Here is a 10,940-nt window from a genome sequence, read left to right on the forward strand (position 1 = left end):
GAGTTCAACATGCTGAGCCTTCACACCAACAACGCCGCCCTGTCCGCACAGAACGCGATTTCCCGTAACCAGGGTTCGTTGTCGACCTCGATGACCCGCCTGTCGACCGGCTACCGCATCAACTCGGCCATGGACGACGCTGCCGGCCTGCAGATCGCAACCCGCCTGAAGGCGCAGAGCAGCGGCATGGCCGTCGCCATGCGCAATACCCAGAACGCCACCTCGATGATGCAAACCGCCGAAGGCGCGCTGGGTGAAGCAAGCAACATCCTGGTGCGCATGAAGGATCTGGCCACCCAGGCAGCCGATGCATCGTCGAACGCAGCCGACAAGACCGCCATGCAGTCGGAATACGACGCACTGGCCAGCGAACTGACCAACATCGTGGGCAACACGTCGTTCGGTGGCGCCAAGCTGCTCAACAGCAAAGCCAGCGCCGCTGATGTCTTCAATGCGCTGACGGACAAAACCACGAAATTCGGCACGCTGTCCGCAGCGACCGCCGATGTCGGCGATGCTACCTACGGCAAGCAGAAGGATTACGATGATGCATTGACCGCCTGGACGGCAACCCCAACCGCCGCCACCGCAGGTACCCTGATCACGACCACGAAGGCACTCGATCTGGCCAAGGAAGCGCTGACAAACGCCACCGCCGCTTCGACCGCTGCCGACGCGTACCACGCCGCTGCTAGTGCATCGAACACCACCGGCGTGGCAGGCAAGTTCTCCGACAAGCTGAGCTTCCAGATCGGTGCGTCGAGCAGCGAAACGATGGAACTGAATCTGGGCGCTGAAATGACCGCAATGCAAACCGCATTGGGCACCGTCAGCGCCCGCTACAATTCGTTCGGCGGCGCAAGCTCGGCAACCGGTACGGAGCTGACCGCTGCCGGCTCGGCCAACACCACCGTGGACGAACTGCAAGCCGCGATCGACTCGCTGGGCGCAGTCCGTTCGTCGCTGGGTGCAACCGCCAACCGTCTGGAACACGCCAACACCAACCTGGCCAACGTCAGCAGCAACACCCAGGCTGCTGCCGGCCGCATCATGGACGTCGACTTCGCTACCGAAAGCGCCAGCATGACGTCGAACCAGATGCTGCTGCAAGCCGGTACCGCGATGCTCAAGCAGTCGAACAGCCTGTCGTCGATGGTCATGTCGCTGCTGCAATAATGGCCGCACGCCCGGGTTTGACCCCGGGCAGACATCAAAGGCCAGCCACGCGGTTGGCCTTTTTTTATTCTTGATAGGCATGCCGATGGCCCATATGTTTCCCGTTGCCGCACTGCCGCCGCCAATCCTCGCGCCATTGCAGGTCGGCGCCGTGGTGGCCCCGGCCGCCGTGCTGGCTGGCGGCGCCGATGCGCTGCCGCTGCCGTTTTCCGCGCCACTGTCGCCGGAAACACCGGCCACGGGCCAGCCGGGGGCCGAGTCCGGCGCGGACGGCCCCGCCATGCGGCCAGACCAACTGCTCATGGCGCGCACGCTCGCCTATCAGCAACAGGACGGCGCCGGCCTGGCGCACGCCTGGCGCAGCCAGGTGCGTAACCATGGCAGCCAGTTGACCAGCCGCGCGCTGGCCGACGTCGGCGGGCATTTGTCGCCGGCCATGCTCGCTGCCGGGCAACAGGGCCAGGTCGTGCACCAGCCCCAGCTGCTCGCGACACATCAAGATGCCTGGCGCTTCACGGTCCACGGCGCTGGCGAGAAACCGCAGCACCTGGCCGTGGTGGCCGACGAGGCCGACAAGCCGCCCGGACGCCGGCGCCGTACGCGCGCCGCGCTGCGCCTGGAACTCGAACTTGCCGACGGCAGCGCGGTCGTGATCCAGGTCGAACCGACGCCGCAGGGCCTGGTGATCGAAGTCTGCGCGCCAGACGCCGGCGCGCTCACGCGCCTGCGCTGGCTGCAGCCCGAACTCGAAGCGAGCCTGGCGCGGGCAGGCCTCACAGTGCTGCGCTGGGCCTTTCGCGATGCCCTGCCCGCCGGGCGCAGCCACGCGATGATCGCCAACGCCGAACAGGCAGCGCAAGCGCTGACGCCGGCCGTGTTTCGCGCCGTGGCCGAACTGGCGCTGCTGCTGCCGGCGCAACGCGCGCGGGGCTGAGGCCGACCTACCCGGCTGAGCTGCGCGCCGCCCCTGCTGCTGCGCCGACTACAATGGCGCTTGTCTTCACGCATTCGCCCTTCCAATGACACGCTGCAGATGCACGCGGCCCTCCGCGCCGCTTCCGGTGAGCTCACCGGCATGACCATTTCCCGAACCCCAGCCCCGGCGCCCTCGGCCAACGACGCCGCGCCGCCACCGTCGGCGTTCGGGCCGATGCGCGCGCCCGTGTTTCGCATGCTGTGGCTAACCTGGCTGATCGCCAACACCTGCATGTGGATGAACGACGTGGCCGCCGCCTGGATGATGACGTCGCTGACGAGCGCGCCGATCTGGGTCGCGCTGGTGCAGACCGCATCGATGCTGCCCGTGTTTTTGCTCGGCCTGCCCAGTGGCGCACTGGCCGATATCCTCGACCGGCGACGCTACTTCATCATCACGCAGTTCTGGGTCGCCATCGTGGCCACGATCCTGTGCGTGGTGATCCTGGCCGACGCCATCACGCCGCCCGTGCTGCTGGCGCTCACCTTCGCCAATGGCATCGGCCTGGCCATGCGCTGGCCGGTGTTCTCGGCGATCGTGCCCGAACTCGTGCCGCGCGCGCAGCTGCCGGCGGCGCTGGCCCTGAATGGCGTGGCGATGAACGCGTCGCGCATCGCCGGGCCGCTGGCGGCCGGCGCCATCATCGCCAGCCTGGGCAGCGCGTACGTGTTCGTGCTCAATGCGGTGTTGTCGGTGATCTCGGGCTTCGTGATCATGCGCTGGCGCCGCACGCACGTGCCAAGTCCGCTGGGGCGTGAGCGGATCGGCGGCGCGATGCGCGTCGGCCTGCAGTTTGCGCGCCACTCCAACCGCGTCAAGGCGGTGATGGCGCGGGTGGCCGCGTCGTTCTTCCATTCCACCGCGCTGATGGCGCTGCTGCCGCTGGTCGCGCGCGCGCAGGGCGGCGGCGGCGCCGGGGTGTTCACGCTGCTGCTGGCCTGCATGGGCGGCGGCGCGATCAGCGCCGTGTTCTTCCTGCCGCGCATGCGCCAGGCGTTCAGCCGCGACACGCTCGTCATGTGCAGCACCGTGCTGTCGGCGGCGATGATCGCGGTGGCGGCGCTCAGCACGAACGTGGTGCTCACCTCTGGCGCGATGTGGCTGTCGGGGATGGCGTTCATCGTGTCGGCCAATTCGCTGAGCGTATCGATGCAGATGGCCCTGCCCGACTGGGTGCGGGCGCGCGGGATGTCGATCTACCAGATGGCCCTGATGGGCGCGAGCGCAACGGGCGCCGCAGTCTGGGGTCAGGTGGCGACGTTCGACAGCGTGCAGCACAGCCTGTTGTATGCGGCCGGCAGCAGCGTGATCGTGATGGCGCTCGTGCTGCGCCTGATCCAGGACCGCGAGCTGCTCGAAGACATGACGCCGTCGTCGGCGCTCAAGGCGCTGGCGCCATCGCTCTCGCCGCTGCAGGATGGCGGGCGCCTCGTGCTGACCGTGGAATACCGGATCGACCCGGACCGAACCGACGCCTTCATGGCGCTGATGGAACTGAGCCGGCGCGCGCGCCTGCGCCAGGGCGCGCTGAGCTGGACCTTGCTGCGCGACGTCAGCGATCCGGGCTTGTTCACCGAGCAGATCGTCGATCCGTCATGGACCGAGCACCTGCGCCGGTTCGACCGCGCCACGGCAGGCGACGCCGCGCTGCGCGAGCGCAAGCTGGCGTTTCACCTGGGGCCGGATGGCCCGATCATCACGCGGCGCCTGGTGGCGAAGGCCTGATCAGCCCACCGTTCCGACGATCGACACGTCGCGGTTTTCGGGGATCTCGTTGTACGACAGCACGTGCAGGCCCGGCGCAAACAGCCGCGCATAACGGGCCAGCAATGGCCGCACCTGCGGCAGCACCAGCAGCAGCGGCGGCGTGTGCTGGCCCTTCATCTGTTCGCGCGCCACCGGCATGTTGATCTGCAGTTGCGACAGCAGTTGCGGGTCGATCGGGTAGTTGTCCAGCGCGACCTTGCCGCCACCATTCTGGCGTGCCTGGTTCAGAGACCCGAGCAGCATATTTTCCAGTTCGGCCGACAGATTAAAGGCCGGCATGTCCTTCTTCTTGCCGAACAGCGTCGAGACGATCTGGCGCCGCAGCGCGCAGCGCACTTCGGCCGCCAGCAGGATCGGGTCCTTGGTCGTCTCCGAGCTGTCGAGCAGCGTGGTGGCGATCACCACGATGTCCTTCAATGACACGCCTTCGGTCAGCAGCACGCGAAACACGCGCAGCAGCTGGGTGTGCGTGAGCGCCTTGTCGAGCGCTGCGGCCAGCTTGGGCGACAGCGCTGTCAGGCGTTCCAGGATCGCCGGCACGTCTTCGTGGCGAAACAGTTCGTGCAGGTATTCGCGCACCACCTTCGACACGTGCGTCGCGATCGCGCTCGGCACCTCGACCACCTGGTAGCCCAGGCCCAGCGCATGCGCCTTCTGCTCGGGCAGGATCCACGTGATCGCCATCCCGTAGGCCGGCTCGATGCCGGGGATGCCATCGAGTTCGCCGTACACGTTCGGCGACGGGATCGCCAGCAGATGGTCGGGCATGACCTCGGCCTCGGCCACGACGGTGCCCGAGAGGCTGATCGCGTATTGCGTCGGGCGCAGCGCCAGGTCGTCGCGCACGGCGATTGCTGGCAGCAGCATTCCCATCTGCTCCGACAGACTCTGACGCACGCCCTTGATGCGCTTGGCCAGCGGCTCGGCCTGGGCACGGTCGATCATCCCCACCAGCTTGTAGCCCACCGCCACCGTCACCGCCTGCACCACCGGCAGCGCCTGCCAATCGAGTTCGGGCGCGCGATCGTCGCGCAGCGCAGCCTCGATCTTCGCCACGCCCGCCACGTCCGGCGCACTGATGCGTTTGGCCATCGTCCAGCCGACCCAGGCCAGCACGCCGGCAGCCACCGTGAAGAACCACCACGGCATGCCCGGAACGATCGCGAGGATCATCATGACGCCAGCGGCCGAATACAGCACACCCGGCCGGGCCAGCAGCTGCTGGCTGACCTGATCTTCGAGGTCGCCCGACTCGCCGATGCGCGTGACCAGGATGGCGGCGGCGGCCGACAGCAGCAGCGCCGGGATCTGGCCCACCAGGCCATCGCCGATCGTGAGCAGCGCGTACACGCGGAACGCGTCGGCCAGCGGCAGGTCGTGCATCAGCGCGCCGATCGCGATACCGCCGATCAGGTTGATGATCAGGATCAGGATCGAGGCGATGGCGTCGCCGCGCACGAATTTTGAGGCGCCATCCATCGCGCCGTAGAAGTCGGCTTCGGCCGCGACGTCCTTGCGCCGTTTGGTTGCCTGCTCCTGGTTGACCAGGCCGGCATTGAGGTCGGCGTCGATCGCCATCTGCTTGCCCGGCAGCGCGTCGAGCGTGAAGCGCGCCGAGACTTCCGAGATGCGCTCGGCGCCCTTGGTCACAACGATGAAGTTGATGATCATCAGGATCACGAACACCACCAGGCCGACGACGAAGTTACCGCCGATGACGACGTTGCCGAACGATTCGATGACCTGGCCGGCGGCGTGCGTGCCTTCGTGGCCGTGCAGCAGGACCACGCGGGTCGAGGCCACGTTCAGCGCCAGGCGCATCAAGGTGGTGCCCAGGATCACGGTCGGGAACACCGAGAAGTCGAGCGGGCGCTTGGCCGTCACGGCCACCAGGATCACGATCAGCGCCAGCACGATGTTGAAGGTAAACAGTACGTCGAGCAGGATCGGCGGCAGCGGCAGGATGATCATGCCCAGCAGCGCAATCAGGAACACGGGCGCGGCGAACTTGTGGCGCCGCAGCTCTCCCACGAAGGCGTTGAAGGTATTCGTTACGGTCATGCTGGAGCCTCACTCAGGTGCGGTGGTACGACCACCTCGTTGGGGAACCGGGGCGGCGCCTGGCGCCGGCCTGCACGGAACGCATTCAGTTGTAAAACATAATTCAGCACTTGCGACACCGCCTGGTACAGCGGCGCGGGAATCTGCTGCTGCACCTGGCTGGTGTGGTAAATCGCGCGCGCCAGCGGCGGCAGCTCCACCACCTCGAGCCCGTGTTCGACGGCCACGCGGCGGATGAACAGCGCCATCTCGTCGACGCCTTTGGCCACCACGAACGGCGCCTCGGCGCGGTCGACGTCGTATTTGAGCGCGACCGCGTAATGCTCGGGATTGACGATCACGACATCGGCCGTCGGCACCGACTTGCGCACGCTGCGCTGGGCCAGCTGGTTTTGCAGCTGGCGGATACGCTGCTTGATTTCGGGGCGGCCTTCGCTGCTCTTGTGCTCTTCCTTGATGTCCTGCTTGCTCATGCGCTGGTTGCGCATGAAGAGAAAACTCTGCACCGGCACGTCGATCAGCGCAAAAACGATGAACACCGCCACCAGCGCCATCAGTGCGTCGAACACCAGCGTGCCGCCGGCGCCGATGGCGTCGTCCAGAGGCATGCGTTGCAGCTCGATATAGCCCTTGATGCTGCCGCTCGAGACATGCCACAGCACGATACCGAGCACGATCGCCTTGGCCGCCGACGTCAAAAAGCCCACCCAGTGCTTCTGTTTGAACAGGTTGCCCAGGTTGGTCAGCGGATTGAGTCGGCTGAACTTCGGCGCCAGGTTCTTGCCGCTGGCGACGATGCCGCCGGGGATCGCGCCGGCAATGATGATGGCCAGCGGCACGGCCAGCAATGGCAGCACCATGTGCACGAACAGCAGCAGCGCGGCCGAAAACACCGTCGACATCGCGTTTTCCAGGTCGCCTGCTTCGCCCAGCGGCACGAACACGAGGCGAAACAGGTGGCGCATGTCTTCCAGATAGCCGGGCAGCATCAGCATGAAGACCTTCAGGCTGATCAGGATGCCGACAGCCGTGGCCAGATCGCGCGAACGCGCCACCTGACCCTCGTCGCGGGCTTTCTTGAGCTTTTGCGCCGAGGGTTTTTCGGTCTTGTCGCCGCTGCTGCTATCGGCCATGGGCCAGCCTCATTTGTTCGGTCAGCATTTCCAGCACCTGGTTGGTCATCGCGATGTAGTGCTCGGGGATGAAGCGCACCAGCTGGATCAGCATCAGCAAGCCAAAAATCGTCACCAGCGAAAAGCCCAGTGAAAACAGGTTCAGGCTGGGCGCGACGCGGTTGAGAAAACCGAAGCCGATCTGCACCACCACGGTGGAAAACACGAGCGGCAGCGCCAGCAGGATCGCCGCGGCGAACACCCAGCTCAGGTTCAGCGCGACCGCTTCGAGCAGCATCGGCTGCAGGCCGCCGCCCACCGGCCAGGCCAGAAAACTCTGGCCCAGCACCGCCACCAGTACCAGGTGCGCGTCGATGGCAAAGAACACCAGCATCGCCACCAGCGCCATCAGGCTGGAAATCACGTCCGAGGCCTGGCCGTTGACCGGGTCGTTCATCGTCGCCATCGAAAAGCCGATCTGGCTCGAGGCCAGAAAGCCCAGCATGCTGATGGCCGCCATCGCGAACTGCAGCGCCAGGCCGATGACGGCGCCGATCACGGCCTGCTCGAACATCGCCAGCACGCCGGCCAGCGAAAACGCATCGGGCATCGCGCCCTTGCTCGTCAGGGGCAGCATCAGGAACGACAGCACCACCGCCAGCAGCGCGCGCACCGGGATGGGAATCGTGCCATCGCCCAGCACGGGCGCGGTGATCATCATCGCCATGATGCGGCAGAACGGCCACCACAGGGCGCCGATCAGCGGCATCAGGAAGCCGTACAGTTCCATCGGCGCGCGCCCTGCCCTACCCGACGAGCGTTGCCGCGCGCTGGAACACCGAGACACAATAATCCATCAGCGTCGACGTCAACCAGTGGCCGGCCAGGATCACGGCCAGCAGCGTCACCAGCAGGCGCGGCAAAAAACTCAGCGTCTGTTCGTTGATCTGGGTTGCCGCCTGCACGAGCGCGACCAGCAGGCCGACCAAGAGGCCCGGGATCACCAGCACCATCACCATCAGCATCACGATCTGCAGTGCCTCGACCACGAGGTCGACGGCGATATCGGGCGTCATTGCCAGTCTCCTGCGACGCAGCTGGCGCCGGTGCCAGGTCGGGTGCTAATACGCATGGATGCTGCCAACCAGTGTGCTCACCGTGAGCGTCCAGCCATCGACCAGCACGAACAGCAGCAGCTTGAACGGCAGGGAAATGACGAGCGGCGAGAGCATCATCATGCCCATCGCCATCAGCACCGACGACACCACCAGGTCGATGATCAGGAACGGGATGAACAGCATCGCGCCGATCTGGAACGCGGTCTTCAGTTCGGACAGCACGAACGCGGCCAGCTTGACGGGGAAGCTATGCTGCTGCGGTGGCTGGGCCGTCGACTCGCCGGCCAGGCGCGCGACCTGCGCCAGCGAAGCCTTGCTGGTCTGGGCCAGCATGAAGCGCGAGATGGGCTGTTCGGCGATGCGCAGCGCGGTCTCGAGGCCGATCTTGTCCTGGTCGTACGGCAGGAAGGCCTGGGTCCAGACCTGCTCGCCCACGGGACGCATGACGAGGATGGTCAGGATCAGGGCAATGCCGGTGATGATCCGGGTGGGCAGGCCCTGCTGCAGGCCGAGAGCCTGGCGCAGCAGCGACAGCACGATCACGAAGCGCGTGAAGCAGGTCATCATCATGACCATCACGGGCAGCAGCCCGAGCAGCGTCATGAGCACCAGGATCTGCGACTTGACGCTCATGCCGGCGCTGGTCGACGTGGCGCCGGGCAGCACGCCGGCCAGCAGGTCCTGGTTCTGGGCGGCGGCCGGGACCGCAATCAACAGCCCCGCCAACAGCGCTGACAGAAGCGCAGGGGCAAGGGCCCTGACGCCCCCGGTAAGCCACATCATGACGCGAGGATGTCCAGGTTCAGGCCTTCGAGGTCGATCACTTTGAGACCGTACTGCTCGCCTGCGACGACCACTTCGGCGCGGCCGATCGGGGTGCCGTTGACCTTGATGACCAGCGGCTCGCCGGCCAGCGAATCGAGCGGCAGCACCGACGATGGCCCGATGTCCATCAGCTCTTGCAGCGAGATGCGCACCGAACCGACTTCGAGGGTCAGCGTGACGGGAATGCGCCGCATCATCTGCGGCAGCTGGCGCGCGCTGCTCCGCCCGGCGGCGGCCTGCAACGCATCCTCGCTGTCCAGGTCGTCGATGATGACGTCACCACTCAGTTGGTCGTTGAGATTCATGTTCATTATTCGGCATCTTCAAATGAGGTTAAACACAGCTTGCCCTTGTGCTCGGCCACCGCCGCGGTGAACAGGCGGGAGTTGTCCAGCACGACATCGGCGCGACCGACCGACACCGGAATCACATCGCCGACCTGCAGCCCGAACAGCGTGGCCAGCGTGATCTCCTTGCTCACCAAACAGCCCTCGAGCTTGACTTCAAGGCGCGCGGCCAGCGGTTCAGCCGGCATGCGCGCCCCGCCCGCCGCGCGCACGGCGCCACGGTCGGCCTTGATGCCCTGCAATACACAGGCCATCAGGGCGTGATCGAGGCCGATCCAGATCTGCCCTTCCGGCGCGGCCTGGGTCGGCTCATCGGTATCGCGCCGGCCGTACTGGGCGCGCAGCACGGCGCGCAGCACCCAGCCGGTTTTGCCCGGCGCGTTAGCCGGCACGATCGCAGCCCCGGCCCCGGCTTTCACCAGCGTCGGCGCGCCATCCAGCCGGGCCAGACCATCGGCCACCCGGACATCGAGCTGGCTGGCCAGTTGCTGGGCCAATGTGACAGCAAGACGCTCTTCGGTCGCGGTGACCCGCTCCAGCGCGGGGCTTTGCTGCGCCGCAGCAGAAATCGTCGGTTGACGACGTGCATAGCGCCCTTCCAGCAGTCCCAGAAGCAGAGTCCGTTCAAAGGCGACAGCCGCCACGCCATACGCGCCGCTGACCCCGAGCCAGCGCAGTCCGGGCTGCTCCGGCGCCCGTTCGAACGCGAGGTGTTCCAGACGGTATGTGCCCCAGTGCCGGCGACCGCCAGGCGATGCCATTTCGGCACCAATCGCTTCGGCCAGCCCGGCGGCGAACGCCGGCAGCAGATGCACCGGACGTCCGAGCAGGCACGGGTCGAGCACCTGATGTTCCCGCCGTCGGTCAAGTTGATTAATTGCCATCTGTCTTTGCTGAAAGTTAATGTCACATTGTTTTGATTCTGTGCAGCAATAATTATACAGCGACTTCAAACGCCGCAACTTTGACATTTCACTTTGATTTATCATTTGCCCTACGGTAATATCTAGTCGTTGCATCGCAGCATCATGCTGTTTTCATAGTAAACGTCTAAGGGAAAAGGCTTTTTACTGCATGAGGCGAGTTGTTCTAAATACCAGCTTGCCAAGCCCGGATTTAACAAATTAATAACGGAAAATTCGGAAAATTCGGTATTTTTTGTCGCTGATGAACAACACTAAATTTTGAAGGAAACACGATGGCAATTGAACTCGCTGGCCTGATTCAGGCCGATCTGGCGCAACTGAGCAACGACGCGAGTCGCCTGGCGATTGCCCCGGCTGCCGCTTCATTTGCCGAGCTCGGCGCGCCGACAGGCGGCGCCGGTGCATTTTCATTCACCCAGGCCATGCAGAGCGCCATTGCCGGCGTCGATGCGCAGGACCAGGCCGCAAGCGCCCGTGTGACGGCGGTTGAAACCGGCAAGAGCGACGACCTGGTCGGCGCCATGCTGGCCAGCCAGGAAGCCAGCCTCTCGTTCTCGATGCTGATGCAAGTACGCAACAAGGTGATGGGCGCAGTCGACGAACTGCTCAAGCTCCCGATCTGATTTTTTCGA

General features: G+C 65.4%; 11 protein-coding genes. 4 read left to right on the top strand and 7 right to left on the bottom strand.

Annotated elements, in window-relative coordinates; all coding sequences use genetic code 11:
* Positions 1-9 precede the first annotated feature (9 nt).
* The 3 genes from RCH14_RS02405 to RCH14_RS02415 all read left to right on the top strand — a co-directional run bounded on the left by RCH14_RS02405 (position 10) and on the right by RCH14_RS02415 (position 3,877).
* Entirely contained in the window at positions 10-1,176 is a 1,167-nt protein-coding gene (locus RCH14_RS02405) for a flagellin (RefSeq protein ID WP_343024561.1), read from the top strand.
* Positions 1,177-1,261: 85 nt separating this feature from the next.
* Positions 1,262-2,110: a hypothetical protein gene (locus tag RCH14_RS02410; protein WP_343024562.1), complete on the top strand. Its 849-nt coding sequence runs from the start codon at positions 1,262-1,264 to the stop codon at positions 2,108-2,110.
* A gap of 99 nt (positions 2,111-2,209) precedes the next feature.
* Positions 2,210-3,877 (top strand): MFS transporter, encoded by a 1,668-nt coding sequence (locus tag RCH14_RS02415; protein WP_343024563.1) that lies wholly within the window; start codon positions 2,210-2,212, stop codon positions 3,875-3,877.
* Here the strand turns inward: RCH14_RS02415 and RCH14_RS02420 are convergent, their stop codons facing one another.
* The 7 genes from RCH14_RS02420 to RCH14_RS02450 are packed head-to-tail and all read right to left on the bottom strand — an operon-like array spanning position 3,878 to position 10,266.
* A complete protein-coding gene (locus RCH14_RS02420; RefSeq protein ID WP_343024564.1) occupies positions 3,878-5,980 on the bottom strand; it encodes a flagellar biosynthesis protein FlhA in 2,103 nt (700 codons plus the stop codon).
* Positions 5,977-7,113, bottom strand: a complete 1,137-nt coding sequence (locus RCH14_RS02425) for a flagellar type III secretion system protein FlhB (RefSeq protein WP_343024565.1) — start codon at positions 7,111-7,113, stop codon at positions 5,977-5,979. The genes RCH14_RS02420 and RCH14_RS02425 overlap by 4 nt, the downstream gene beginning before the upstream one ends.
* Entirely contained in the window at positions 7,103-7,882 is a 780-nt protein-coding gene (gene fliR / locus RCH14_RS02430; protein WP_183549577.1) for a flagellar biosynthetic protein FliR, read from the bottom strand. Before fliR ends, RCH14_RS02425 begins: the two co-directional genes overlap by 11 nt.
* 16 nt (positions 7,883-7,898) lie before the next feature.
* Positions 7,899-8,168, bottom strand: a complete 270-nt coding sequence (gene fliQ, locus RCH14_RS02435) for a flagellar biosynthesis protein FliQ (protein ID WP_343024566.1) — start codon at positions 8,166-8,168, stop codon at positions 7,899-7,901.
* Positions 8,169-8,213: 45 nt separating this feature from the next.
* On the bottom strand, positions 8,214-8,993 hold the full coding sequence (fliP, locus tag RCH14_RS02440) for a flagellar type III secretion system pore protein FliP (protein ID WP_407070042.1): 780 nt from the start codon (positions 8,991-8,993) through the stop codon (positions 8,214-8,216).
* The gene (locus RCH14_RS02445; RefSeq protein ID WP_407070043.1) at positions 8,990-9,346 is read right to left on the bottom strand and encodes a FliM/FliN family flagellar motor switch protein; all 357 of its coding nucleotides are present in this window, start codon (positions 9,344-9,346) and stop codon (positions 8,990-8,992) included. Before RCH14_RS02445 ends, fliP begins: the two co-directional genes overlap by 4 nt.
* The gene (locus RCH14_RS02450) at positions 9,346-10,266 is read right to left on the bottom strand and encodes a FliM/FliN family flagellar motor switch protein (RefSeq protein WP_343024568.1); all 921 of its coding nucleotides are present in this window, start codon (positions 10,264-10,266) and stop codon (positions 9,346-9,348) included. The genes RCH14_RS02445 and RCH14_RS02450 overlap by 1 nt, the downstream gene beginning before the upstream one ends.
* A gap of 314 nt (positions 10,267-10,580) precedes the next feature.
* On the opposite strand from RCH14_RS02450, the gene RCH14_RS02455 reads away from it, so the two are divergent.
* On the top strand, positions 10,581-10,931 hold the full coding sequence (locus tag RCH14_RS02455; RefSeq protein ID WP_343024569.1) for a flagellar hook-basal body complex protein FliE: 351 nt from the start codon (positions 10,581-10,583) through the stop codon (positions 10,929-10,931).
* The last annotated feature ends 9 nt before the right edge of the window (positions 10,932-10,940 follow it).

Source organism: Massilia sp. MP_M2, assembly GCF_039123635.1.
In the GTDB taxonomy this organism is placed as follows: domain Bacteria; phylum Pseudomonadota; class Gammaproteobacteria; order Burkholderiales; family Burkholderiaceae_D; genus Telluria.

What these genes read in the sequence shown, in the direction of transcription:
- RCH14_RS02405 (WP_343024561.1), top strand. Translation starts at nt 10, where the DNA reads ATGCTGAGCCTTCACACCAACAACGCCGCCCTGTCCGCACAGAACGCG.
- RCH14_RS02410 (WP_343024562.1), top strand. Translation starts at nt 1,262, where the DNA reads ATGGCCCATATGTTTCCCGTTGCCGCACTGCCGCCGCCAATCCTCGCG.
- RCH14_RS02415 (WP_343024563.1), top strand. Translation starts at nt 2,210, where the DNA reads ATGCACGCGGCCCTCCGCGCCGCTTCCGGTGAGCTCACCGGCATGACC.
- fliP (WP_407070042.1), bottom strand. Translation starts at nt 8,993, where the DNA reads ATGATGTGGCTTACCGGGGGCGTCAGGGCCCTTGCCCCTGCGCTTCTG.
- fliQ (WP_343024566.1), bottom strand. Translation starts at nt 8,168, where the DNA reads ATGACGCCCGATATCGCCGTCGACCTCGTGGTCGAGGCACTGCAGATC.
- fliR (WP_183549577.1), bottom strand. Translation starts at nt 7,882, where the DNA reads ATGGAACTGTACGGCTTCCTGATGCCGCTGATCGGCGCCCTGTGGTGG.
- RCH14_RS02420 (WP_343024564.1), bottom strand. Translation starts at nt 5,980, where the DNA reads ATGACCGTAACGAATACCTTCAACGCCTTCGTGGGAGAGCTGCGGCGC.
- RCH14_RS02455 (WP_343024569.1), top strand. Translation starts at nt 10,581, where the DNA reads ATGGCAATTGAACTCGCTGGCCTGATTCAGGCCGATCTGGCGCAACTG.
- RCH14_RS02450 (WP_343024568.1), bottom strand. Translation starts at nt 10,266, where the DNA reads ATGGCAATTAATCAACTTGACCGACGGCGGGAACATCAGGTGCTCGAC.
- RCH14_RS02425 (WP_343024565.1), bottom strand. Translation starts at nt 7,113, where the DNA reads ATGGCCGATAGCAGCAGCGGCGACAAGACCGAAAAACCCTCGGCGCAA.
- RCH14_RS02445 (WP_407070043.1), bottom strand. Translation starts at nt 9,346, where the DNA reads ATGAACATGAATCTCAACGACCAACTGAGTGGTGACGTCATCATCGAC.